Genomic DNA, 26,478 nt, shown 5'->3' on the forward strand with positions numbered 1-26,478 from the left:
GACAGTTTTTAAAATAATTGTATTAAGTCTATTGGGCTTTTATAAGATAGTGATTTTTTGGGTGTAGAATTAATTTGAAATGCTATAGCATTTAAGTCTTTTTGTTTATATAAAGATAGATCTGTAGATTTTGAATATCGGGACTTTCCAGCAATCTGTGTAACTTAGTGATTTTACAACTAAAATTTATTTAAAAAACACAGTTTTTAGGAAAGTCCCTAAATACATTATTATTTTCATTTAAACCTCTTTGACAAGGTTTGCCAGGATCTGCAAAATAAATCTTAACATTGCAAATTTTTTCGATTAATTTTCATTTACTAAATTCTTTACCACGATCAAAAGTAATAGTTTTAACTGTTCCTTTTTGTAACTTTGAAATAAATTTTATTATACTTTTTGTAATATTTTCTGCTTTATGATTTTTAGAAACTAAAGGAATTGTGGTTTTTGATCATATATCAGCTAAAGTAATAATAGAACTTTTATGATCTTTACCAATGATAGTATCACCCTCTAAATGACCAAATTCTTGTATATTTTTAATATTAGGAATGATTAAATTTCTTTCATGAATAGATTTACAATTATTAATTCGTCCTCTAGTTTCTTTTCGTTTATGAGGTTTATTTTTTCCTTTTCTCAATAAGTTATTTTCATCAAAACCCATTCGATTTGTTTTAAACATGTTATATAAAGTTTTTGTTAAAATACTTTTTATTTTATTTTCCTTTAAAAAAATAGCAATTATATCAAGCACATAATTTTTAGTAATTAACAAATAATTAATAGTATTAATTTCTGTTAAAGTTAAAATTATTAATTTTTTACCTGCATTTTGCTTCTTTTTTTGAATTTGATTCAATATTTCTAATGGTAATAAGTTTTGATTTAATAATCTGCAAACTCTATGTACAGTTGATTTACTATAATCAACAGCTTTTGCTATTTTACGAATTGAAAATTCATAACTTTTATATTCTTTTATTGCTATTATTGATTCAATAGTCAGATACTTATACATCGTGCTAATTCCTTTCTTTTCTTAATTATAGAATTAACACAATTTAATTTTTATATAAATGTCCTTTTTAATTTTACAATTCAGGATTATTAAATTTTACTATAAATAAATTTATGAAGTAACTATATATTAAATTCTTGACTTTCATCATCCTCTAACTAATAAACTAACTCCAAGAACAAAACATATTGGTACAATAATAATTAAAAAAATAATTGCAAAATAAACTTGTTCAAAAGGATGAGAAACATAAGTATTTTTAGCCGCTTCTATATCTAGTTGATCTCAATTATAAAACAAATTAATAATACCATAGTGTTTTAAACTTCAAAAACCGTTACCAAAAAAATTATTATAATGATCATTAAAAATAGCTGTTCCAAATAATATTAAACTAATTATTAGAAAAAACAAAGTTAAAATGCATAAGAATAATCCTAGTTTTTGCTTTCAATCCCAAGATGTAACTTTTTTATATTCTACATTTTTATCCATATTTAACACTTACTAAACACTAAGAATATAATCAACGTTTAAAATAACCAAATATTAAAGATAAAACACTAACACCAAGAAAGATAGCAGTTAAAATTACTGTAAATACAATTCCGACAACTACTTGCGCAAGAGGATAAGTTAAAAGCTTATCACTAGTAGCATCTGTTCACATTTGATCATAGCCAGCTTTGCTTAAAAAACTATCAAGTCCTCATATAGAAATAGCATGAAAGCCATTTCCAGCATATTGTGAACTTCCTCCACTTGGGGTTTTAAAATTGGCTGTTGCAATTAAAATTAGTCCTAATGCTAAACAAAACCAACTAATTACCAGTGAGGCAAAGCCAATTTTTATTCCTCAATTTTGTTTCTTAAAAAGATTTATAAGATTTTTCATTAAGGTTTCTCCTTTACTATCTAATTATTTTATTGTTTTACCAAAATAATGTATTAATTGGTATTATCACAATAAATAAATTATAGCGTAAAATTTTTTTAAATAATAAAAAAATTATGAATAAAAACATAAAAAAATCATTAGTACTTTTACTAATGATTTTTTCTATATTATTATATTATTCTTCAATTAATACTTTAATACCAGGCCCCATTGCCGTAGTAATACTTATATTTTTAATATAAGCGCCCTTAACTGCTGCAGGCTTAACTTTTCTTAAAGTGTTAAGAATTGCTAAATAATTATCTTTTAACCCTTCTTGTGCAAATGATACTTTACCAAGAATAACATGAATATTACCTTGTTTATCAACACGATATTCAACTTTACCTTTACGAATATCAACTATTGCTTTTTGAACATCCATTGTTACTGTTCCTAGTTTTGCTGTAGGCATTAATCCTTTTGGTCCTAATACTCTACCAATTTTTCCTAATTCACCCATCATTTCGGGTGTTGCAATAATAACATCAAAATCAAATCAACCTTTTTGAATTTTTTCAATCATTTCCTTACCACCAACAAAATCAGCTTGACTTTCCATTGCCTCTTTTTGTTTAGTAGTAGTTATCACTAAAACACGTTGTATTTTTCCAGTTCCTGCTGGTAAAACAATAGAACCACGTAACATTTGATCAGCATGTCTTGGATCAACATTTAAACGAAATGCTGCTTCAACTGTTGCATCAAATTTTAATGATGAAGTTTGTTTAGCTAATTCTAAAGCACGATCAATTGGATAAACTTTAGTGTTATCAACTAATTTTGCAACTGCAAGATATCTTTTACTTCTATTCATATTAAACACCTTGCTTTCCATCTTCAACAGTAATGCCCATATTCTTGGCTGTTCCTGCAACAATTTTAATTGCATCTTCTAAAGAATAAGCATTTAAATCAGGTAATTTAATTTGAGCAATTTCTGTAATTTGAGCAATAGTAAGTGTTCCTACTTTTGTTAATTTAGCATTTGATGAACCTTTTGCAAGTTTCAATGCTCTTTTTAAAAGAAATGTTGTTGGTGCAGTTTTTATTTTAAAGTCGAAAGTTTTATCTTTATATGCTGTAATAAAAACTGGAATTGGAACCGGATTAACATCATCTTTTTGATCTTTGGTTTTATCGTTAAATTCTCTACAAAAACGTGGCATATCAATACCGAATGATGCTAAACTAGCACCTGGTTTGGCACTACCAGCTGGTAATTGAATAATACCTTCACGATTAATATTTTTTTTATTTGCCATGAGCAACTCCTCCTAAATGGATTCTCACTGTGGTCCAAACGAATAAATCTTCCACAAGTTTAAACATAATTAAAGTACTATTTATATATATAAATAGTACTTTACAAATAATAACATCATTATAATTAGTAGTCAAATATATTTTAATTTTATTTTACATAAAAATTAAATAGTTTAAACTAAACTTTAATTTTTTTACAACTATCATATTCTACTTTAATTTCAGTTTGACGACCAAACATATCAACAGAAACTGTTGCAACACCCTTATCTTCATCTAATTTAATAACTTGTCCTTCTCGACCTTGTAAAGCACCAGAAGTAATATGAACAAAATCATTCAACTCAAAATCACGAATAATTTTTTTTATCTCTTTAACTTTAGGTTGTGATGAATTTTTAGAATTACGATATAACATTTCATTAACTTCTTTAGTAGAAAGTGGAGTTGGTGGTACACCCTTACCACTAGAACCAATAAATCCATTAATACCTGTTGTATTACGAATATCATATCAAGTATCTTCGGTTAAAATCATATGAACAAAAATATAACCCGGAAAAATATTTTTTTCAGTTATTTTTTTATCTTTATCTGGTATTGCTTCTTTAACAACTCTAACTTGAAAAATATTATCTTTTAAATTTAATTTTTTTTCAATTTTATTTTTCAAATCAGCAGCAACTTTATCTTCATGACCTTTGTTACAATTAACAATATATCATTGTGCTTGCTCAATTCGATGTTTATGTGTTTCTTCTAATGATGTAGTTTTCACTAAAGAGGTTTCTTTTTTTATTCTTTCGCTCATTTTTTGGCATCTCCATTTTTTACATTATTTTTAATAAAGGTAATACAAATAGTAATAATTGCTCAATTCCATAAAAGAATAGTGCTAAGACAGCAATAAATAATACTGTTGTAATAAATTTATTATTTAATTGTTTTCTTGGTGTTCAACGAGTTCTTCTAATTTCTCTTGATAAGTATAAGAAAAAATATTTATGATAAGTTCTCGCTTCTTTTTTATAATAAAAACGTTCTTCAGGCGTACGATTTTTACGTTCTTTTTCTCAAATTTCGCTAATATTAACCTTTTTATTTTTATCGGCTGTTCGTGGATCAAAACTTGGTTTTCCTTCAGAAGTTCTTTTTGTTCTTAAAGGTTTAATTTTACGTAAAATATTAAATTTACTTTTTAAAAGAACCAATTTTTCAGGATTAATTTTTGGTTTTTCTTTTGATTTGTCTTCTGCACTCATGAAAATTTCTCCTAACGTGATTCCTTATGTAAAGTATGTTTTTGACAATGTTCACAATATTTTTTTAGTTCCATACGCTCTTTATATTTAATCTTATTTTTGTATGTATGATAATTACGATTTAAACATACAGTACAAATTAAAATTATTTTTTCGTTCATTAAATTCACCTAGAAAATTTAACCATTTTTAATTATATTATTATTTAAAATAAGTGTCAATTTTAAAATATTTTTATTTTAAAAACAAAGTTAAATTTTTAATCTTTCTTTAAAATTCATCATTTCTAAAATAATTGTACAAGAAAAAATAAAATAATAAATAAAAAATAATTTTAATTAACCATTAATACTTCTTAAAAGTGGTTGTCTTTCATTGGGTTCTATGATAACTTCTGGCATATCATTATTTGCATTTGTAACAAATTCCGGTTCAAACTCATAATCAGGAATTTTTAACTTTATTCTTTCTTGTTGACTACTATCTTCAATCTCCGTTACTAATTCCACCTTTTTATTTTTGGGAGTATAATTATCTATTCATTCTTTAAACTTTGTCAATGTTGGTCTTCAATCTTTTATTTTTCCGGGTTTAACAAAACTAGGAATTGTTTTATCTGAATGTCTCATTTCAAACTTATCTCAATTATTTTTTTCTAAATACTCATATATTTCCTTTAAATCTTTATTACTTAAAATACCTTTATATAAAGAAAAACTTTTCGTAATGTGTTCTTTTCTTTCATTAATAATTTTAATAATAATTTCCTCTTTACTATTTGAAGTATTAGATTTACTCATTGTAGAAAAATATGTGTGACTAACATCCATCATTGCTGAAATTGACATTAAATTTCCTCCCACAATATTACCATTTGTAAAGTTAATGCCTGCAGTTGCAAAAGTAGTAAGTGATTTTAAGTATTCAATAGTTTTTGTTACTTTTTGAATTTTATATAAATCAAAACCTGATATTCCACTAAGCACTTTAACTAATCCATTTGTACCAGTAAATAATTTATTTAATGCAATAGAAATCATTTCTGGAGTTAATTCATTACTTACAGCATCTTCTGTTAATTGTTCAGCAATTTCAGAATAAAGTCTTTCATCATTTGGTGGTAAAGTAGGAAAAGTAGGTAAATTTGGTTCGGTAGTTGTACTACCACCAGTTTCATTTAAATTATATGCTTGTCAAATAACTCAACCACCAAATGCAGCATATAACATATCAGCTACTCCACTTTTAATTAATTGGTAACGTTTTTCAATATTACTATCCCTAGTAACAGACTTAAGTCCTACTATTGTTAGTAGAACTCCTGTTGTCGTATTACTTCAATTTTGTGCACTTAATGCTCCTGCTCTAATTGGACCATGAAGATTATTCAACGCTCATTGTACTTCTGTTCATGTTTCTTCTTTATTTATTTTCATTTTATTTATTCCTTTCATAGTTAAAGTAGTTTTAAATTAAATTTTTAATTTTATTGATAAAATGATACATAATTATTCATTAATAATGTTACTAATTGTTCATCTACTAATATTTATTGAGAAAGATGGCCCAATATCAAAAGCACGAGATATAGAACTACTTCTAAGTTGTTGATATATAGTGTTTTCATCATGTCACATAAATATATAAATAACTAATCCTTGTGATTTTTGACCTGCAGGTGGCTGATTTACTACTCGTCAAACTGGTAATTGATTATCTTTGTCTTGAATTTTTTTGGTATTAAAGTTTAGTTCATTACTTTTAATTGTTGTTATATTATTCATAACACTATAAGTTATGCTGTCTGTCGAATTAGCAAAAATTGTTGGATATAAAAATATAAAATTATTTCATGAATCAGCATAATCATTTCATTTTAAAAGCGTAGTTATTTCTGAATTATAATCTATTAGTTTTCCTCCATCTTTTGAAAAACTATGACTTAATGTTAAATTATTATTAGTATCCAAATTTTTGCTATCATATTGTAAATATCCAACGCTAATAATGTTACCAGTACTGTCAACTAAATATCTAATACTTATTTTTTTACTATTATTTTCAATTGAAAAAATATTAATAACAGATTCTAAATTTGGACTATCAATTATATTATTGAAAATATTTTCAGAAATTTTTTCTGCAATGCTTTCATTATTTTTTAAACTACTTTTAGTAATAAATTGTTTAACAAAGTCAAGACAAATTCCCCTACTATTTTTTGAATGAGACTGAGCAATATAATATAATCCCAATGTTTCACTTAAATTATCATAGTTCTTAATTACATCAACAATACCTTTTGTTCCGGTTAATGATATATGAGTATTAGCACCACCAAATTGAATAAAAGTAAAATTACTTTTAGACTTTTTATTTGAAATATAAGCTGTTGTTGATATTTTGCTCAAGTTTTGTTTTTGAAAAATTTGCAAATCATTAGTACTTGTTAATTGTTCTTCTTTATAATTAATAGCAGCAATTTCTTTATCAAACTCATTAATAACATCTTTATTTATCTTTTCAGGGTTATAAGTTAATTTAAAATTATCAATATAAATTTCTTTTACATAAGGTTCTAAATTTGGATTATCAATAATACTTTTAATATCAAAAAGATGATATATTCCATCTTTATCTTGACTATTTAAAATAGTACTATTACTTAAATTACCATACGTAGTATTAGTAACCACTTCAGTAATTTCAGTTTTATTTTCTTGTTTTAATTTATTAATATTTGTTAAATTATTAGTAATACTACTGTTAGCAACAATATTAATTGTTGCTAATGTTAAACTAAGTCCCAACCATAAATGTTTATTTTTTAACATTCTATTTTGCACCTCAGAATTTTATTTTTTAGTAAATCTATTATAAATTTCATTTATTTTTTTTTCATAAATGTTATGGAGTTTTGGTTGATAATATTTCGTATTTTTTAACTTTGTTGGTAAAAACTGTTGTTGTACATAATCATTAGCATAATCATGTGGAAATTTATATAATTTACCTTTACCTACTGATTTTTTTAATTTTTTAGATCAATTATGCTTCAAATAATCAGGAATTGGATATATTTTTCCTTGTAAAACATCACTATATGCTTTTTGTACTGCCAAATTAGCACTATTTGATTTCTCACTAAGTGCCATTTCAATAACTGCTAAACCAAGTGAAATTATACCTTCGGGTATACCAATTTGACGAAAAGTATCAATAGAAGTTTTTACCCTAATTGCTAAAGCAGGATTAGCAAGTCCAATATCTTCGTAAACAATAATCAACATTCTTCTTAATAAAGCTTCATAATCACCAGTTGCTAATAATCTTGCTAAATAATGCAAAGCAGCATTAACATCACTGCCTCTAATTGATTTTTGTAATGCTGACTTTAAATCATGATGTTCATTTCCCTCTTTAGCATTTCAATTACTTGCTTTAGGCATAATAGCATTAATAATATCAATAGTTATGATTTCATTAGGATATAATTTTATTAATATTTCTAAAATATTAATTGCTATTCGTAAATCACCGGTTGCTAAATTACAGTTTTTTGGGACTTTCCAGCAATCTGTGTAACTTAGTGATTTTACAACTAAAATTTATTTAAAAAACACAGTTTTTAGGAAAGTCCCAATTTTCCAAAATTTCATCACTAATATTAAAATTAAAAAATGAATTATTAGTAATTATTTTTTTTAAGCCTAATAACATTTCTTCATTACTAATTGGCTTTAATTCTAATAATAGACATCTACTTCGTAAAGCTGGATTAATTACAAAATAAGGATTTTCAGTAGTACAAGCCATTAAAATAAAATTGCCATGTTCTAAATATTGTAATAATAAATCTTGACGATCACGATTCATGCGTTGTATTTCTTCAATTATAATTATATAAGGTTTAGTGTTTTGTGCTATTTTAATTAATTTTTCTAAATTTTCTTTTTTATCAATGGCAGCATTAAATACTCCAAATTCACATTTTAAATCATTAGCTAGTGCTTGAGCAATAGTGGTTTTGCCTGTTCCTGGATTACCATAAAATATTAATGATGTTAAAAACTTCTGATTTAATATTCGATTAATAATTCCATTTTTATCATTTATCAAATGACTTTGACCAATTATATCATTAACAGTAGTTGGTCTTAATATTGTTGCTAGTGGCTTATCCATACTCATCACCTTTGTTTTTAATTTAACGTCGTGAAGTTATTTTAACAATAGAACTAAAATTAATAAAGGTTAAATTATTATTTTTAATATTAACATCCAAGGATTGAAGCATTTTATATTCTTTATCATCATCATATTTAATAATGATACCAATGTTTTTTAAGTTCTGATATTTATCATTTTGTTTAGAAACACTAACAAGTTCAATATTATTTATCTTTTTTATGATATCAAAATTAATTGTCTCTTGAAAATGAATTTGATAGTTATCACCATCAATATTAATTCCTATATTCATTTCTAAATTAATGTCATTAGTAGGAGAAAAATTATTCATATCATTAATAGCTTCTTGAAATAATAGTGAAATAAGTGAAATAGAATTATCTTTAAAAGTAATTTGATATATTACACCACTAGGAAGAACATTTGGATATAAATCAATAGAATTTAAATCTTTAACATTAAAATTTTTATTTTTAAAGGTTTTTTCATTTGGTTCTTTATTTTGACATTGAATATTTATTGAAAACTCGATAGTATCTTGCAATTGATTTTTACCAACAATTGTTACTATTATAGATTTTGGTTTTTGATAATTTCCAGTAATCGCATTACTAGTAATAATATAATCTTGATCATTAAAATCTTGATGTCATTTTTGCTTACCAAACTCATTTATTTTTTTACTAACAAGGAAAGCAATATGATTATCAATATTCACTTTGCTAACATTAGTATCATCAATAACATCTATTTGTTCAGTATTTATGCTTTCATTATTTTCCAATACTGTTTTAATAACGTATAATGATTTTTTTGTTCAACTACCTTGAACATTAAAATTAATATTTAATTGACCTTTAATAATTTCACTACTATTTTTAGCACAAATAACAACTGTTATTTTCTTTTTTATCATATAATTATCAAAATTTTTTATTGAATCATAATTAATAACAAAATCACTTTTTGTTACTTTATCTGATAATGATTTTTCTTTATTAATTTCTTCTAAAAATTTCTCTTCAATAATTTTATTGACTTGAGATTCTATTTCATTTTTAGTTGCTTTTGTAGCATCTGACATTACTATTGTTTGTGATGGAATTGTAATTTTATTGTCTAAATCAAAAATATTAAATTTTTCTGAAATAACATCATTTTCAACACTAAAATTGAAATTTAAGTCACAAGGAAGCAAACCATAATTACTACCAAATTGATTAACACTCATTTCAATTTTAAACTGTTTTATTTTTTCTTTATAAGATGGTATTTTTATTGAAAAATTATTTTTAAGTGCATTTTCATCATTAATTTTAATATTAATAGCTGGATTTACTGGTAAATGTACAAAAAAAATATTAGGAATATCTATTTTATTTGTTTGTAACACATTATCAATCTTTTTTAATAAATCACTAAGATAAAAAATTTTTAGTTTTTTATTAGTAGATATTAAACTAATATTATTTAATTTATCCTTGTAATCTATCAAATTATATTTTTTATTTTTTGGACAATTATTCTTATAATAATCTTCTCAATTTTTATCTTGATTAGGATTTCAGTTGTTGGAATTATTACTATTTATGGCACTATTTCATTGATTATTTGCAATTATTAAAATCATAGTAGTAATAATTAAAACAACAACAACAAATAACAAAGAAAAAATTTTAAACCAATGTTTTTTTTCTTGCTTAACATTAGGTTTTTGCTTATAATTTGATTTTTCATTTTGATTAATACCAATTTTATACATTATTTCCTCCACCAAAAATCGATAATAAAACATAAAAAAACTTTATAATGCCTGAATTGTAAATATAAATGGGACAAATGGGACAGTTTTTAAAATAATTGTATTAAGTCTATTGGGCTTTTATAAGATAGTGATTTTCTGGGTGTAGAATTAATTTGAAATGCTATAGCATTTAAGTCTTTTTGTTTATATAAAGATAGATCTGTAGATTTTGGTAAATATCTTCTTAAAATACCATTATTATTTTCATTTAAACCTCTTTGACAAGGTTTGCCAGGATCTGCAAAATAAATCTTAACATTGCAAATTTTTTGGATTAATTTTCATTTACTAAATTCTTTACCACGATCAAAAGTAATAGTTTTAACTGTTCCTTTTTGTAACTTTGAAATAAATTTTATTATACTTTTTGTAATATTTTCTGCTTTATGATTTTTAGAAACTAAAGGAATTGTGGTTTTTGATCATATATCAGCTAAAGTAATAATAGAACTTTTATGATCTTTACCAATGATAGTATCACCCTCTAAATGACCAAATTCTTGTATATTTTTAATATTAGGAATGATTAAATTTCTTTCATGAATAGATTTACAATTATTAATTCGTCCTCTAGTTTCTTTTCGTTTATGAGGTTTATTTTTTCCTTTTCTCAATAAGTTATTTTCATCAAAAGCCATTCGATTTGTTTTAAACATGTTATATAAAGTTTTTGTTGAAATACTTTTTATTTTATTTTCCTTTAAAAAATTAGCAATTATATCAAGCGCATAATTTTTAGTAATTAACAAATAATTAATAGTATTAATTTCTGTTAAAGTTAAAATTATTAATTTTCTACCTGCATTTTGCTTCTTTTTTGAATTTGATTCAATATTTCTAATGGTAATAAGTTTTGATTTAATAATCTGCAAACTCTATGTACAGTTGATTTACTATAATCAACAGCTTTGCTATTTTACGAATTGAAAATTCATAACTTTTATATTCTTTTATTGCTATTATTGATTCAATAGTCAGATACTTATACATTGTGTTAATTCCTTTCTTTTCTTAATTATAGAATTAACACAATTTAATTTTTATATAAATGTCCTTTTTAATTTTACAATTCAGGATGATTAAAAAATCACTACAAAGCAACAGCTAAATTATATAAATAATAATATAACAATAAAACCTATAAATTAATTTTTAAAATTAAAAAATAAAATTAAAAAATAAATTTTATTGTTGTCTTAATTCTATCATAGTAATTTTTTATTAAATATATTTTTTGTAACTATTTTTTAATTTTAACTTTACTCGTGTTCAAACATTATCAACTTGCTTATAGCTTAAATTTAATTTTTTCATAATTTGATGAACATTATATTCTCTTCGCTTTAATCTTAAAACTTCATTTTCATTAGTAGTAAAATTTGTAATACTAATAACTTCTTCCAAAAATGAAGTATATTCACAATCATTTTTTTGATATAAATAATCATTATATTTTAAGGCACAATTAATAATTTTATGATTATTATTTAAAAAACTTTTAACATAAGTAAATACTCCTCATTTTACTTCATAATATAAAAAAAATTGAAATGACTTGTTTTTTCTTTCTTGAAATTTAAAAATTGCCTTTAAATAAAATAAAATAAAAAGTTGATTTTAAATCATTTGTTTCCAAAGGAATAGCAAAAAACTTTTTAATAATATTTCGTAAAAAAAATCATTTTTCAATTCATATTTTTTATATAAAAAATTAAAAGCAAATTCATTGTTTTCAATACAATACAAATAAATCAATTCATTATCATTCATAATTAAGTCCTCCTAAATATTTCAAATAACAAACTAATTATGAATTACTAATCAACTAATTATTTAAAGTTATGATGTATTAGTATTTAATTTTGAAATTCTTAATATTACATATTTAATCCATAATCACGTTTAATAGTTGTTTTAGTCACTATTGATGATGAATCTAACTTTATCGGGACTTTCCTAAAAACTGTGTTTTTTAAATAAATTTTAGTTGTAAAATCACTAAGTTACACAGATTGCTGGAAAGTCCCAAAAAATTTACACCTAAAATATAAAAGTATCTTTTTAAAAAAATATTTTATTTTTTCATAAATTTAAATATTATCCAAAAATATAGGTTCTTAAAATTTACGATAATTTTAACGTTTCAACGTAAATATAGTTTGCAATAATACCACAAGCAACGCTAGCATTAAATGATTCTATTTTTGGACTTATTGGTATTTGAACAATATAATCTGTATGTTTTAATAACTTTGGACTTATCCCTTCACCTTCATTACCAATAATTAATGCTAAGTTGCTACTACAATCAATAGTAAAATAATCAATTGCTTTTGCTGTTTTAGCAGCAGCCAAAATTCAAAATTTATATTTTTCTTGTAAATTATTAATTGCGGAAGTTAAATTATTAACTTGACAAATTGGAATAATACTTAGAGCACCGGCTGCAGCCTTTGCAACTGCACCATTTATTTCAGATTGATTACGATTTAAAATAATTACACCATCAAAGTCATTACCCGCTGCAATTCTTAACATTGAACCAAAATTATGTGGATCAGAAATACGATCTAAAATTAAAATTCTTAAAAATTTAGATGTTGAACCAATATTAATTAATTCATCAAAAGAAAAATATTGATAGTCTTTAACATTAGCAGCAATATTTTGATGTTTAGTAGTACCTAATAAATTATTCATTGCTTGTAAACTAATAATTTCATAAGGAATATTTACACTTTTTAAATTTTTTTTTAATTCTCGGTACTTATCTTGAACTAAAAAAACTTTTTTAATTTTTATTAATGATGATGTTGAAAATGCAGCAATAATAGGGTGATAACCATAAATATATTGTAATGCCATAATTTTGCTCCTTTAAATAATATTCAAATCTTTTAATTCTTGACGAATTTTATCAGCTTCTTGGTATTGTTTTTCCTTTTTTAGTTGTTCTCATATTTTAATTTTATTTTTAATCTTTTCAGAATAATTACCAACTTTAAAATCAAATCCTAATATTTTTAAAGCAAAGGTAAAAGTATAAAAAATTTCTTGAAATTCTTCATTAAATTTTTTTTTAATAAGTGCTTCATTTAATTTTTTAATCATATTTTCAATTAAAGTAATAGTATTAGTTGTATCAATATTATTTGATAAATTTTTAATAATTTGATGATAATAAATTGAATAATGATTATTATTACATATTATATTGTTAATAAATATTTGATATGTTCATTGTTTTAAAACATTTTCATATTTTTTTGTTGACACTAATCCATTTTCAATTGTTTCCTTATTGAAATCAATTGGTTGTTGATGATCACGATTTAATATTAAATATCGCAATACATTCGGATGATGTTGCTGACAAAATTCTTTAACCAAAATAAAATTATTTAAAGATTTTGACATTTTTTCATTAGCAATATTAACATGACCATTATGTCATCAAATATTTGACATTTTTTTATTATTAGCTGCAACAAATTGAGCTCGTTCATTTTCATGATGAGGAAATTTTAAATCAACACCACCACCATGTAAATCAATAGTTTGACCATTAAATAAATCCTCAACAAAACAAGCACACTCAGTATGTCAACCAGGTCTTCCTTTTCCTCACGGACTATTTCAACTAATACCTATTGTTGTTGATTTTCACAAAGCAAAATCTAGATTATTTTCTTTAGTAACTAAATTTTTAATTCTAAAATTTGGAATTAAATCTTCAATATTTTTATGTGCCAAACTTCCATAATCTTTTAACTTATTAACTTTAAAATAAACATCACCAGCCGTAACATATGCATAATCTTTAATAATTAATTTATTAATAAATTCAATAATCTTTGAAATATATTCAGTTACTTTTGGTAATTTTGTAGGAAAAATAATATTTAATTTTTCTAAGTCTTCATAATATGCTAACGTATATTTTTTAGTAACTTGTTGTTCTGTTATTTTTAAATCCGCAGCTTTCTTAATAATTTTATCATCAATATCAGTAATATTATGAACATAATTTATTTTATAATTTTGATGAATTAACAAACGATGTAAAACATCAAAAACAAGCACACCACGAATATTGCCAACATGAATATAGTTATAAACAGTAGGACCACATAAATACATATTAACTTGCTTTTTATTAGGGGCAAGCAGCTGCAATCTTTGTGAAAAACTATCATAAATTTTAATCATTTAATTAACCCTTCTTAATAAAGTTTAGTTTTCATATACTCTATTATACTGTAAAGAATATCAATCTGTAACAAAATAATTGAGGCTTTTATGTAATCTGTGTATCTTTGTTTTACAAAGTACTAGTTTAGATTAATTCTATCTTCAAATTTTATCATAAAATGAGCAATTGCTGTATTTCAATTTTGAATGGGCATTGTTCATTTTTTTTGTTATATTTTCAATTGCTAAATAAAATATTTTAAAAACTGCCATATCATTAGGAAAAACTTTTTTATTTCTGATAACTTTTCGTAATTGACTATTTACAGATTCAATAGCATTTGTTGTATAAATCACTCTTTTAATTTTTGCAGGATAACTAATAAAAACAATTAAATTATCTCAATTTTTATATCAAGATTTAGCAATTTGAGGATATTGTTTATTTCACTTATTTTCAAAGGATTCTAAAGCCTGCATTGCTTGTTCTTCACTACATGCAGTATAAATTGGTTTTAAATCTGCAACTAGAGATTTTCTATGCTTATATGAGACATATTTCAAACTATTTCTAATTTGATGAACTATGCATAATTGATGTTCTGTTTTAAGATAAACTGATTGTATTGCTTCTGACATGCCTGTTAAATTATCACTGCAGGCAATAAGAATATCATTTAAGCCACGATTTTTCATTTCTGTTAAATTTGCTAATCAAAATTTAGCACCTTCATTTTCACTAATTCATAAACCTAAAACATCTTTTTTACCTTCTAAATCAACTCCTAAAGCTATATAAACTGATTTATTAATAATCCTTTTATCTTGTCGTACTTTCACTATTATGCAATCAAAATAAACAATCGGATAGACACTTTCTAATGGTCGATTTTGCCATGCTTTTACATCATCAATAACATCATCAGTAATTTGACTAATAACACTTTCACTAATATCAGCACCATGATATAACTCTTGTAATTGCATTCTAATATCTGATAATGTCATACCTTTTGCATATAAAGAAAGAACTTGTTGATCAAAACCATCAAATCTTCTTTGTCTTTTTGCAACTATTACAGGATTAAAATTACTATTGCGATCTCGTGGTACATCAATCTCAATTTTACCTTGTTGAGTTATTAATTTTTTTGAACTTATACCATTACGAGCATTGTCACTATTACTATGTTGATTCTTATCATATCCTAAATAATTTTGCATCTCAGAATTCAACATTTTTTCGGGACTTTCCTAAAAACTGTGTTTTTTAAATAAATTTTAGTTGTAAAATCACTAAGTTACACAGATTGCTGGAAAGTCCCTACAAATCCTTCTTATAAAATTTTATGTGATGAATTAAAAATAAAAATTTCAATGTCTAGAAGAGGTAATTCCTGTGATAATGGTGCTACTGAAACTTGATTTGGAACAATGAAAACAGAATTTCTATATCAAATTCCAAGAAAAAATAGAACTATTGAATGAATACAAGACAACTTACCTAAATATATTTACTTTTATAATAATTATCGACCTCAAATAAAATTAAAAGGAATGAGTCCAATCGAATATCGATTAGCTCATTCCAAACCAACAAATAATTACTTCATACCTATAAATTTAACACTTACAAACGCTATTTTATAAAATTTAATAAAAGGTTACTTTTATTGTCCACTTTTCTTGAAAAGTTCATTCATTCATTCCATTCTTAATTCACTTATAATATCCTGATTTTGAAACATTTAATAATCAACATAAATAACTAATCTGATATTTTTTCTTCAATGAGAAAATCACAAAATATTTCTTCTTTTTTGTCGATTTTTCTAAATACTTTTTTATATCGTTCATTGCCTCAATATATTCAATTAATTCTTGTTTTGTCATTTGAATTCGGGACTTTCGAGCAATCTGTGTAACTTAGTGATTTTATAACTAAAATTTATTTAAAAAACACAGTTTTTAGGAAAGTCCCAAATATGCGAATAAAGATGATTTACCAAAGACTACTCAATGTTTAGAAGAATTACGTTATGATGAAATAAAAACTAACATTCCTGACAAAAATATGTATCAAGACCCATATGATGCATTATTTTATGCACTATATCCATATAAAAATGTAATTAGGGGTAAAAATAATGCTAGTGTGAAAAAAAGCATGTTCACATTTGCCATATAGTAAACAAGTACAATATCATTAATAGATTATGGTCTCACAAAATAAACGACTTTAATTTAGGCGTTATTTTGCATTTAAAAGCATACTTGTAAAAATAATCAAAAATAGTACAATTTATAAGTAAAATCAAGGAAAAAAGGAGAAAAAAATGAAAACATTAGAATTGGAATATAATTGAGTTTTTAATTTTTTAAAATCTGCACAAATTAATAATGGTAATGAAGAAGTAATTAAAAATAAAGTTGAACTAGCAAAAACTACAATTAATGATATGAATAATGAAATAACAAAAATTAAAAAACAACCAAAAGTTAAAAATTTTTTTATTACACTTTTTAGTTTTGGAATTATTAACAAAAACAAAGAAAATAAAAAGAAAATTTTAGAAATTAGTGAAAAAATAAAAAGACTAAATAAAGAAATTAACATATGAAATTTAATTATCAAAAAAAGACAAAAAAATCCTAATATTCAAAACCTAGTAAATCATATAAATAAAACGCCAAATAATGAACAAACTCATTATTATTCAAATAATCGTACAATTTTATAAAACCTGAATTGTAAAATTAAAAAGGACATTTATATAAAAATTAAATTGTGTTAATTCTATAATTAAGAAAAGAAAGGAATTAGCACAATGTATAAGTATCTGACTATTGAATCAATAATAGCAATAAAAGAATATAAAAGTTATGAATTTTCAATTCGTAAAATAGCAAAAGCTGTTGATTATAGTAAATCAACTGTACATAGAGTTTGCAGATTATTAAATCAAAACTTATTACCATTAGAAATATTGAATCAAATTCAAAAAAAGAAGCAAAATGCAGGTAGAAAATTAATAATTTTAACTTTAACAGAAATTAATACTATTAATTATTTGTTAATTAATAAAAATTATGCGCTTGATATAATTGCTAATTTTTTAAAGGAAAATAAAATAAAAAGTATTTCAACAAAAACTTTATATAACATGTTTAAAACAAATCGAATTGGTTTTGATGAAAATAACTTATTGAGAAAAGGAAAAAATAAACCTCATAAACGAAAAGAAACTAGAGGACGAATTAATAATTGTAAATCTATTCATGAAAGAAATTTAATCATTCCTAATATTAAAAATATACAAGAATTTGGTCATTTAGAGGGTGATACTATCATTGGTAAAGATCATAAAAGTTCTATTATTACTTTAGCTGATATATGATCAAAAACCACAATTCCTTTAGTTTCTAAAAATCATAAAGCAGAAAATATTACAAAAAGTATAATAAAATTTATTTCAAAGTTACAAAAAGGAACAGTTAAAACTATTACTTTTGATCGTGGTAAAGAATTTAGTAAATGAAAATTAATCGAAAAAATTTGCAATGTTAAGATTTATTTTGCAGATCCTGGCAAACCTTGTCAAAGAGGTTTAAATGAAAATAATAATGGTATTTTAAGAAGATATTTACCAAAATCTACAGATCTATCTTTATATAAACAAAAAGACTTAAATGCTATAGCATTTCAAATTAATTCTACACCCAGAAAATCACTATCTTATAAAAGCCCAATAGACTTAATACAATTATTTTAAAAACTGTCCCATTTGTCGCATTTATATTTACAATTCAGGTATCTAAGAAGGTATTGGGAAAAAATTAATAACACAACTAAAAACTTTACTTATAAACAGTAATTTTTTGGATATGATTTTAAAATACTTATAAATTGTTATAGTAAAACTAATTCAAAAAAATTAATACTACTGCTTTTGAGGATCTTGTAATATGATCCTTTTTATAATATATAACTACTGTTATTAATAACAAATTAATATATATTAAATAAAACTTTTATAATTAAAAAGGAGTAAAAATGAGAAATTTAAAAAAAATAAAATTAACAAAAAATAACAATCGCTTTGGTGGAAAAACAAAGAAATGAAAAAATAATAAAGGAGAATGAGAATATAAAACTGAAATTAGAAATAAATCTAATGAACTTGATTCACTTATTTATGAATCCTATATGACAATTTATGACAAAAACAAAAATGATTTTAAATATTGAACTAAAAGAACTGCCTTTCCAAATAGTCAAATTATTTTTGAAATATTTTTAATTAAAAATAATAAATTATATAAACACGTTAAAAAATATGAAAACATTGACAAATTATCAGATGACCTAAAGAATAATAAACTTTTAGATTCCTCTCCTATCAAAGTTAAAGGAGGCGAAAAATCAAATCTAAAATATTATTATTATTTAGAAAACGCTACTATAAATTCTATTAATAATATAGATATGTTTATAAAAAATATTACCTCATTTAATCAAGAATTAAGTATTAATATTAATTATGATAATTTATTAAAGTTATATCAGTATTTAACATATATGCAAAAACTTATTGATAATCCTACTTCATCTAGCAATATTTCAAAAAGTGCCAAAATTAAAAAAACATTACCTAATTTATTGTTAGGATTACTACTAGTTTATATTGCATTTACTGGAAAAAATGCACAAAGAATAATTTCTACATATATTTTTGATGAGCAAGAATATACATCAGAAGATTATCTTTATGGAATATTTCAAAATAAACAAAACTATTTCACAACATTCATTGATACTATTTTAACGACATTTTTTACCTCAGCAATTGCTGATTGATCAAGAAATACAATTTTAAATATAATCCAAAGTCAAAAAAGTAATCCAATAAATGATTTTAAAATTAAAAAAATTCCTATTGAACCATTTAAAAAATATAAGCATGAATTTTTAACCCTTTTATATGAAGAAAATGAAGTAAAATTAAAAAATAATATGACACGAATAAAACATATTAATAATTTAATAAAAAAACTTAATAATCTTCCAAAACCTACAGATTTTGAATATCATCCAAATTTTAAAAAAGAAGTTGAAAAAATTAGTGACTTTAATTGTTTAAAGAAGCCTATTGATAATACTATAATAAAAGAACTAACATCTTCGGCAAACAAAGTGATTGATAATTTAAATAAATTAAAAAAATCAAATTTAGATACTTTAGAATGAAAAGAAAGAATAAATTATTCATTATTTGATTTATTTTTAGAATCAGTAACATGACTAATGGCACATTCTATAATGACAGGTGCAATAGCAAATGCTATACAAGAAAACTTTAAAATAAGTGATTGAATTAAATATTTTACTAAACCAAATATTATATTAGCAAATACAATCACTTATTTTTCTATACGACCAGTTAATTCCATATTTAAATGAGGATTAGAAACATTAAAAATTAAAACTAATATTTGTCCTCAAATAATTTCAAACTGAATTACAAAACAATCAAATTATGGAAAATTTTCAATGGCAATTTTTTTATTTTTTTTCAATGCTGTTTTTAGTAATATTACTAAAACAACAACACTACTTACTAAATATGAAGTTACAAAATCTCATGACCTACTTGAATTAAAATTAAAAAAATGAGAAACATGATTATTTTTTTTCTTAGCAACAGGCTCTCAAATGATTTCTCTTTCTATTTCAAATTTTTATAAAATTTTTAATTTTGAAACTTTAATAAAAAAAATTAGATATTTTCATAAACCAAACATAAGTTTACTAGAAGAAAAATTAATAGAACTAGAAAACAATAGTAATATTCCAATTTTTAATAAATCAGAAGTAATAAAAATACAAGACAGCATAAATGAAGTAAATAAGACTTATAAAGTAATATATTCAAATACAAAAAAATGATCCAAAGTTAATAAATAGCACTGATTATGATTCAGATCAATTTCCATTATTAAACAAAAAAATGATTTTATTTGCTTAATTCATAATATAACTTAAAAATATATTTTTTTTAAAAAATATTTATACTAATTTATGGATATTTTTAAAAAAAAGAAAAAAATAATCCAAAGTTTAACATTAGAAAAGAGGAACTTTTTATTATGGATAAAGATAAGGAAATTGAAAAGTTAAGAAAACAAGATGCAGAAAATAAAAAACAATTTGAAGAAGAAAGATTAAAAAAAAGAATTTAAGAAGCTGAAAAAGAAAGAAAAAGAATTGCAGAAGAAAAAAACAATATAAAAAAGATAAAAATTTATAGACATAATACATTTTTATTATAGTTACAATATAAAAAATATTTTTTTATAAAATTAATATATTATTAAAATTAAAAAAAATATTAAGTATAATAAATTTATGAAATATTTAGGCATTGATTTAGGTAGTAAAACATTAGGGCTTGCTCGTGGTGAAGGAAAAATTGCTTTTTCTTGAAAAACTATTCGTTTCCCAGAGCATGATTTTAATAATGCTATTATCCAACTCCAAAATGCTATTAAAGAATATGATGCTGATATTCTTGTTTTTGGTTACCCTTTAAACATGGATAGCACAGTCGGCCCCAGCGCAAAAATTGTTTTAAATTTTATTGATAAATTTAAATTAACACAAAATAATGATAAACTAAATATTGTTTTACAAGATGAAAGAAGAACTACCTATTCTTCGCAGCAAATATTAATTAAATCTAATGTTTCTTCAAATAAAAGAAAACAAGTTAAAGATCAATTGGCTGCTGCTATTATTTTACAATCATACTTTGATAAAATAACTCAATCTTAAATTTTAGGAGATAAATGTGAAATATAAAAAAATTAATTTAATCGCTATCGCTGGCGGCAGTGCTTCAGGAAAAACAACAGTAGCAGAAAAAATTGCTGAAGCTTGTAATAAAAAAAATGTCATTTTTGTACAAATGGATAATTATTATCATGACCTTAGTAACTTAAAAGTTGAAGAAAGAAAAAAAACTAATTTTGATCATCCTAATGCTATTGATATGAAATTATTAATTCATGATTTAGAAAAATTATTACTTGGCAATGCTATTGAAGAGCCTATTTATGATTTTAAAATCAATAGTCGCAGTAAAAACACTGAGATTATTGGTCCGGGTGATGTTATCATTCTGGATGGTATTTTTGCTTTAGAAAATCCTATTATTCGTGAATTATCTACTATCAAAATTTTTGTTGATACTGATAGTGATACTAGACTACTAAGAAGAATTAAACGAGATGTTAGTTTTAGAAATCGTACTCTTGACAGTGTTTTACAACAATATGCATTAACTGTTAAACCTATGCATGATGCTTTTGTTGAACCAACTAAACGTTATGCTGACATTATTATTCCTTTTGATTTTCATAATACTGTAGCTATTGATATTATTGCTACTAAACTTAAAGCAATTATTAAATAATTGCTTTAAGTTTTAATTTTTAAAATAACAATAAAATGCATCTTTAAGATGCATTTTTAAATTGTTTTTTATTATTTTTTAAGTTAACAAGAAGATTATCAACTTAAATAATCAATTTTATTTTCATTTAAAAGAGATAAAATATTAAATTTCTGTATTTGCATTGGTAATGTTTAGTAATCTGTGTAACTTACAAAAACAACTATAATTAGGGGACTTTCCTAAAAACTGTGTTTTTTAAATAAATTTTAGTTGTAAAATCAGTAAGTTACACAGATTGCTGGAAAGTCCCAATTATCAAAAATAATCATAATAAAGTTAATGATAATCAAATTACCAATCTTGTTAATAGAAACTTTAATAATAGGCTTAAAAATGAAGTTATTGTTAGTGATTTAACTTATGTTAAAGTTAATGGCAAATGAAACTATATTTGCTTATTAATTGACCTATTTAACCGCGAAATTATTGGACATAGTGTAGGTACTAAAAAAGATGCATCATTGGTATACCAAGCATTTATGCAATCAAATCGCTGTTTAAAAAATATGCAAATATTTCATACTGATCGCGGTAACGAATTTAATAACAAAACTATCGATAAACTTTTATTAGCATTCAACATTACCCGTTCTTTAAGCAAAAAAGGTTGTCCTTATGACAATGCTGTTGCTGAAGCGACTTTTAAAACTTTTAAGACAGAATTTATTAATGAAAAAAATTTTATATCATTAATCCAATTAAAATTAGAATTATTTGATTATATCAACTGATACAACAACATAAGAATTCACAGCACTCTAAAGTACTTAACTCCAGTTAAGTATGAAGAACAAATGTCTACCAAAAAATAGTCCTAAAAAGGGTTGCTATTCCAATACATTACTACACTTTCCAATTTAATATTCTTACTACAATTTCACACTTTTCTCAAAATTCTAAATATTTTATACTTAAAACAATAATAAAATACATTCTAAATAAATCTTAATCTATATAAAATATCAATAATAAACTAAAATTATGTTAATTAATAAAAACTATAATAAGTATTGAATTTAAAATATGAATTTAAAGATTACTAGTAAAAAGGTAACCTTTTTTATTAAAAAAAATTTACTATAAAATAACAAATTTTCGGGACTTTCCAGCAATCTGTGTAACTTACTGATTTTACAACTAAAATTTATTTAAAAAACACAGTTTTTAGGAAAGTCCCGTATTTCATATAAAAATTGAATATTAGATTATAACTACTTTTTTAAAACAGGATTGTTAACATTAATCTAAGATATTTATATACTTTAATATAAACTTGCTACCTTTATTTATATAAAAGGTAGTTTTAAAATACAAAATAAATGGAAATAACATAAAAATAAAATAAATTTATATCTATAAGGAGATAATTATGACAAAAATTAAAAAAAATAAAAATAATTACCACATTGCAACTAAATTAGTTCATTGTGGTAATTATAATGATAAATTTGGAGTCGCTTTACCTCCTATTTATCTATCAACAAGTTTTGCTTTTGATAGTGCCGAACAAGGTGGTAGGATATTTAATTTACAAGAAGAAGGATATGTTTATACAAGAATTGGTAATCCAACAACAACTGTTTTAGAAAAACGAATGGCACATTTAGAAGGATCAGAAAAAGCAATTGCTTTCTCATCGGGTATGGGGGCCATTGCATCTACTTTTTGAACATTATTGAATGCTACTGACCATTTATTATCATCAAAAACAATTTATGGTGGTACTCATTCACTTATTGAAAAAGGAATATCACGCTTTCAAATTGAAGTTGATTTTACTGATTTTACTAAACTTGATGAAATTAAAAAAAATTTAAAACCAAATACTAAAGTTGTTTTTTTCGAAACACCAGCTAATCCTACTTTAGAAATTTTAGATATTAAAGCAATTAGTGATATTCTCCATCAATATAATCCGCAAATTCAAGTAATTGTTGATAATACTTTTTCTACACCAATCATTACTAAACCATTAATTTTTGGTGCTGATATTGATATCCATTCAGCAACAAAATATATTAACGGTCATTCTGATGTTATGGCCGGAATTGTTTGTGGTAAAAGTACTTTAATAAATAAAATTCGTTTTGAAGGATTAAAAGATTTAACAGGAGCTGTATTATCAGCTCATGATGCCTTTCTTGTTTTAAGAGGACTATCAACTTTAGAATTACGATTATGAAGAGCTTGCAAAAATGCAAGAATAATTGCAGCAAGATTAAAAGAACATCCTAAGATTAAAAAAGTATTTTATCCTGGACTAACTAATTCAGCAACAGAACAAGTACTTTATGAACAACAAATGAAATTACCAGGAGCAATGATTAGTTTCGAATTAAAATGTGGATATGATGGAGGAATCAAACTATTAAATAATTTAAAATTAATAATTTTGGCAGTTTCTTTAGGTGGAGTTGAGTCATTGATTGAACATCCTGCTTCAATGACACATTCTACTTATAATGCACAAGAATTAGCAGATGCAAATATTTCAGAAGGTCTTGTTCGTCTTTCAATTGGTATTGAATATGTTGAAGATTTGTGAAATGATTTGGAACAAGCATTAAAAAAACTATAATAATTATTTATATATAAAAAATAGACTCATGAGTCTATTTTTCATTTATAAATAAAACAATTTATTAGCAATATGCAACCATCAACAACATATTACCACTTAAACAAAAATCAGTATAACCATTTGGTAAAATAAATGAGTCACCTTTTTTAATACTAGTATCATCAATTATACCATTACCATCCAATACTGAGATTTGCAATCATCTAGTATTAGGATAACTATAATGCTTAATTCCCTCATTAATTAATTTAATTAACTTAAAAAACTTGTTATCAACTAAATAATTATCATGGCCATTAGCTTCACTACTATTTAAATCAGGAGCTAAAACAATAGTTGATGCTTCTTTCAAATGCAAATTTCGTAAATTACCAAGTTCATCTTTACGATCATAATCATATAAACGATATGTAATATCTGATGATTGTTGTAATTCAAAAACCATAGTATGTGCCAATAAACCATGAATTTTTAGAGAAGGAACATAAATAAATTGATCTTTTTTAATTGGTATATATTTTAATAGTTTATGTCATTGTTCTTTTGCCAATCATTGATTAAACTGATCTTTGGTTTTAGCATTATGACCCAAAATAACTCTACCTTTGGGTAAACATTCTAATATATACCAACATTCAGTTTTTCCTAAACATTGATGATTTTTTTCTGCGAATTTATCATCGGGGTGAATTTGAACGCTTAAACTATCATTTGCGTCTAAAATTTTTGTTAACAATGGATATTCTTTATTAATCACACTACCTGAACTATCAAGATTAGCAAATAAACTAGGTTGCTGTTTAAACAATTCTGCTAAACTTAATCCTTTATACTCGCCATTTAAAACATAACTCATTCCATTGGGATGAGCACTAACTAATCATGCTTCACCAATTGGTGTATTTTTAGGTAAATCAAAATTAAATTTGTGTGCTAATTTTTGACTACCTCATAATTTGCGAATAAAAGCAGGTTTTAAAAAAATTATTTGTGATGTGCTATTATTCATATTCACTCTCCTAAACTTTGATTATTTGTTCAATTAAACTTTATTTTTACTATTTTTAGATTTAGTTTTTTTACTATTAAATATTTTCATGATTCTTTCATTCATTAATTTAAAAACCTTAATATTACGTGATTGAATAATTAATAATCCACCATATACTAAACAAGTAACAATACTTCCAACAATAATGGCTAAAAAGAATAAAAGAATACTTACCCAAAGCACATAATTAACTGAACTAACTGCACCTAAGATAGCAACAATAGGACCACCATGACCAGCAGCATCAGTTAATAAGAAAGCACCAGCAATACTACCAGCAACAGCACTACCAATAATATTACTAATAATAGCACGTTTTGGATCTCTTACTGCAAAAGGAATCGCACCTTCAGAAATACCAATACACCCCATTAACATTGCTGTTAAACCTAATGTACGTTCACCTTCATTAAAGAATTTACGAAAAATCAAAGTTGTTAAACCCATTCCAAGTGGTGCAACAGGAATAGCTGCAGCTACTGCTCCCATAAATAATTGTGAGCTAGGATCAGCAGTTATCGTTGTTGAAGCTGCTAAAAAAGCAACTTTGTTAATTGGACCACCCATATCAAATCCAATCATGGCTCCTAGCAACATTCCAATTGCTGCCATTGCTTCACGTGGCATGTGGGTTAACCCATTTTGAAATTGTTCCAT

General features: G+C 23.9%; 27 protein-coding genes and 4 pseudogenes. 8 read left to right on the forward strand and 23 right to left on the reverse strand.

Going from position 1 to position 26,478, the window contains the following annotated elements:
• Positions 1 to 8: 8 nt before the first annotated feature.
• The 20 genes and pseudogenes from ACQH20_RS01135 to ACQH20_RS01230 all read right to left on the reverse strand — a co-directional run.
• Positions 9 to 134: pseudogene (locus ACQH20_RS01135) on the reverse strand (IS30 family transposase); the annotation flags it as partial.
• Positions 135 to 214: 80 nt separating this feature from the next.
• Positions 215 to 1,024, reverse strand: a pseudogene (locus ACQH20_RS01140) (IS30 family transposase); the annotation flags it as partial.
• 129 nt (positions 1,025 to 1,153) lie between these two features.
• Positions 1,154 to 1,519 (reverse strand): hypothetical protein, encoded by a 366-nt coding sequence (locus tag ACQH20_RS01145; RefSeq protein ID WP_425377212.1) that lies wholly within the window; start codon positions 1,517 to 1,519, stop codon positions 1,154 to 1,156.
• Between the two features lie 19 nt (positions 1,520 to 1,538).
• The gene (locus tag ACQH20_RS01150; protein WP_425377213.1) at positions 1,539 to 1,919 is read right to left on the reverse strand and encodes a hypothetical protein; all 381 of its coding nucleotides are present in this window, start codon (positions 1,917 to 1,919) and stop codon (positions 1,539 to 1,541) included.
• 178 nt (positions 1,920 to 2,097) lie between these two features.
• Positions 2,098 to 2,778: a 50S ribosomal protein L1 gene (gene rplA, locus ACQH20_RS01155; RefSeq protein ID WP_425377214.1), complete on the reverse strand. Its 681-nt coding sequence runs from the start codon at positions 2,776 to 2,778 to the stop codon at positions 2,098 to 2,100.
• 1 nt (position 2,779) lies between these two features.
• Positions 2,780 to 3,226, reverse strand: a complete 447-nt coding sequence (gene rplK, locus ACQH20_RS01160) for a 50S ribosomal protein L11 (protein WP_425377215.1) — start codon at positions 3,224 to 3,226, stop codon at positions 2,780 to 2,782.
• A 179-nt stretch (positions 3,227 to 3,405) separates the two neighbouring features.
• Positions 3,406 to 4,038, reverse strand: a complete 633-nt coding sequence (gene nusG / locus ACQH20_RS01165) for a transcription termination/antitermination protein NusG (RefSeq protein WP_425377216.1) — start codon at positions 4,036 to 4,038, stop codon at positions 3,406 to 3,408.
• Between the two features lie 19 nt (positions 4,039 to 4,057).
• Entirely contained in the window at positions 4,058 to 4,489 is a 432-nt protein-coding gene (secE, locus tag ACQH20_RS01170) for a preprotein translocase subunit SecE (RefSeq protein WP_425377217.1), read from the reverse strand.
• 11 nt (positions 4,490 to 4,500) lie between these two features.
• The gene (rpmG, locus tag ACQH20_RS01175) at positions 4,501 to 4,650 is read right to left on the reverse strand and encodes a 50S ribosomal protein L33 (protein WP_174481441.1); all 150 of its coding nucleotides are present in this window, start codon (positions 4,648 to 4,650) and stop codon (positions 4,501 to 4,503) included.
• 177 nt (positions 4,651 to 4,827) lie between these two features.
• The gene (locus tag ACQH20_RS01180; RefSeq protein WP_425377218.1) at positions 4,828 to 5,925 is read right to left on the reverse strand and encodes a hypothetical protein; all 1,098 of its coding nucleotides are present in this window, start codon (positions 5,923 to 5,925) and stop codon (positions 4,828 to 4,830) included.
• Positions 5,926 to 5,997: 72 nt separating this feature from the next.
• On the reverse strand, positions 5,998 to 7,323 hold the full coding sequence (locus tag ACQH20_RS01185) for a hypothetical protein (RefSeq protein WP_425377219.1): 1,326 nt from the start codon (positions 7,321 to 7,323) through the stop codon (positions 5,998 to 6,000).
• Between the two features lie 21 nt (positions 7,324 to 7,344).
• Positions 7,345 to 8,016: a hypothetical protein gene (locus tag ACQH20_RS01190; RefSeq protein WP_425377554.1), complete on the reverse strand. Its 672-nt coding sequence runs from the start codon at positions 8,014 to 8,016 to the stop codon at positions 7,345 to 7,347.
• Between the two features lie 85 nt (positions 8,017 to 8,101).
• Complete coding sequence (locus ACQH20_RS01195) at positions 8,102 to 8,674, reverse strand: AAA family ATPase (protein ID WP_425377220.1); 573 nt, start codon at positions 8,672 to 8,674, stop codon at positions 8,102 to 8,104.
• Positions 8,675 to 8,696: 22 nt separating this feature from the next.
• Positions 8,697 to 10,442, reverse strand: a complete 1,746-nt coding sequence (locus ACQH20_RS01200) for a hypothetical protein (protein ID WP_425377221.1) — start codon at positions 10,440 to 10,442, stop codon at positions 8,697 to 8,699.
• An 89-nt stretch (positions 10,443 to 10,531) separates the two neighbouring features.
• A pseudogene (locus ACQH20_RS01205) lies at positions 10,532 to 11,474 on the reverse strand (IS30 family transposase).
• A 231-nt stretch (positions 11,475 to 11,705) separates the two neighbouring features.
• The gene (locus ACQH20_RS01210) at positions 11,706 to 11,888 is read right to left on the reverse strand and encodes a hypothetical protein (RefSeq protein WP_425377222.1); all 183 of its coding nucleotides are present in this window, start codon (positions 11,886 to 11,888) and stop codon (positions 11,706 to 11,708) included.
• 213 nt (positions 11,889 to 12,101) lie between these two features.
• Entirely contained in the window at positions 12,102 to 12,254 is a 153-nt protein-coding gene (locus tag ACQH20_RS01215) for a hypothetical protein (RefSeq protein WP_174481447.1), read from the reverse strand.
• A gap of 354 nt (positions 12,255 to 12,608) precedes the next feature.
• Entirely contained in the window at positions 12,609 to 13,349 is a 741-nt protein-coding gene (gene rlmB, locus ACQH20_RS01220) for a 23S rRNA (guanosine(2251)-2'-O)-methyltransferase RlmB (protein ID WP_425377223.1), read from the reverse strand.
• A gap of 12 nt (positions 13,350 to 13,361) precedes the next feature.
• Positions 13,362 to 14,693 carry a cysteine--tRNA ligase gene (cysS, locus tag ACQH20_RS01225; RefSeq protein WP_425377224.1) on the reverse strand — a complete coding sequence of 444 codons (1,332 nt, stop codon included), beginning with the start codon at positions 14,691 to 14,693 and terminating at the stop codon, positions 13,362 to 13,364.
• A gap of 122 nt (positions 14,694 to 14,815) precedes the next feature.
• Positions 14,816 to 15,920: pseudogene (locus ACQH20_RS01230) on the reverse strand (IS256 family transposase); the annotation flags it as partial.
• A gap of 132 nt (positions 15,921 to 16,052) precedes the next feature.
• Here ACQH20_RS01230 and ACQH20_RS01235 point away from each other — a divergent pair.
• Positions 16,053 to 16,325 carry an IS3 family transposase gene (locus ACQH20_RS01235; protein ID WP_252319335.1) on the forward strand — a complete coding sequence of 91 codons (273 nt, stop codon included), beginning with the start codon at positions 16,053 to 16,055 and terminating at the stop codon, positions 16,323 to 16,325.
• 3 nt (positions 16,326 to 16,328) lie between these two features.
• Here the strand turns inward: ACQH20_RS01235 and ACQH20_RS01240 are convergent, their stop codons facing one another.
• Complete coding sequence (locus ACQH20_RS01240) at positions 16,329 to 16,568, reverse strand: hypothetical protein (RefSeq protein ID WP_425377225.1); 240 nt, start codon at positions 16,566 to 16,568, stop codon at positions 16,329 to 16,331.
• A 443-nt stretch (positions 16,569 to 17,011) separates the two neighbouring features.
• Between ACQH20_RS01240 and ACQH20_RS01245 the strand changes: the two genes are divergently transcribed.
• The 7 genes from ACQH20_RS01245 to ACQH20_RS01275 all read left to right on the forward strand — a co-directional run bounded on the left by ACQH20_RS01245 (position 17,012) and on the right by ACQH20_RS01275 (position 24,767).
• Positions 17,012 to 17,416 carry a hypothetical protein gene (locus ACQH20_RS01245; RefSeq protein WP_425377226.1) on the forward strand — a complete coding sequence of 135 codons (405 nt, stop codon included), beginning with the start codon at positions 17,012 to 17,014 and terminating at the stop codon, positions 17,414 to 17,416.
• 87 nt (positions 17,417 to 17,503) lie between these two features.
• Complete coding sequence (locus ACQH20_RS01250; protein WP_425377227.1) at positions 17,504 to 18,448, forward strand: IS30 family transposase; 945 nt, start codon at positions 17,504 to 17,506, stop codon at positions 18,446 to 18,448.
• Positions 18,449 to 18,729: 281 nt separating this feature from the next.
• Positions 18,730 to 20,640, forward strand: a complete 1,911-nt coding sequence (locus ACQH20_RS01255; protein WP_425377228.1) for a hypothetical protein — start codon at positions 18,730 to 18,732, stop codon at positions 20,638 to 20,640.
• A 441-nt stretch (positions 20,641 to 21,081) separates the two neighbouring features.
• Positions 21,082 to 21,507 carry a Holliday junction resolvase RuvX gene (gene ruvX, locus ACQH20_RS01260; protein ID WP_174481257.1) on the forward strand — a complete coding sequence of 142 codons (426 nt, stop codon included), beginning with the start codon at positions 21,082 to 21,084 and terminating at the stop codon, positions 21,505 to 21,507.
• Between the two features lie 16 nt (positions 21,508 to 21,523).
• Positions 21,524 to 22,147: a uridine kinase gene (gene udk / locus ACQH20_RS01265; protein WP_425377229.1), complete on the forward strand. Its 624-nt coding sequence runs from the start codon at positions 21,524 to 21,526 to the stop codon at positions 22,145 to 22,147.
• A 431-nt stretch (positions 22,148 to 22,578) separates the two neighbouring features.
• The gene (locus ACQH20_RS01270; RefSeq protein ID WP_425377555.1) at positions 22,579 to 23,001 is read left to right on the forward strand and encodes a transposase; all 423 of its coding nucleotides are present in this window, start codon (positions 22,579 to 22,581) and stop codon (positions 22,999 to 23,001) included.
• A 557-nt stretch (positions 23,002 to 23,558) separates the two neighbouring features.
• Positions 23,559 to 24,767: a trans-sulfuration enzyme family protein gene (locus ACQH20_RS01275; protein ID WP_425377230.1), complete on the forward strand. Its 1,209-nt coding sequence runs from the start codon at positions 23,559 to 23,561 to the stop codon at positions 24,765 to 24,767.
• 64 nt (positions 24,768 to 24,831) lie between these two features.
• Here ACQH20_RS01275 and ACQH20_RS01280 read toward each other — a convergent pair whose 3' ends face one another.
• Together ACQH20_RS01280 and ACQH20_RS01285 are read right to left on the reverse strand one after the other, a co-directional pair.
• A complete protein-coding gene (locus ACQH20_RS01280) occupies positions 24,832 to 25,779 on the reverse strand; it encodes a type I phosphomannose isomerase catalytic subunit (protein WP_339049028.1) in 948 nt (315 codons plus the stop codon).
• Between the two features lie 33 nt (positions 25,780 to 25,812).
• On the reverse strand, positions 25,813 to 26,448 hold the full coding sequence (locus ACQH20_RS01285) for a hypothetical protein (protein ID WP_425377231.1): 636 nt from the start codon (positions 26,446 to 26,448) through the stop codon (positions 25,813 to 25,815).
• Between the last annotated feature and the right edge of the window lie 30 nt (positions 26,449 to 26,478).

Origin of the sequence: Spiroplasma endosymbiont of Aleiodes alternator (genome assembly GCF_964031135.1) — a bacterium.
GTDB lineage: Bacteria > Bacillota_I > Bacilli_A > Mycoplasmatales > VBWQ01 > Spiroplasma_E.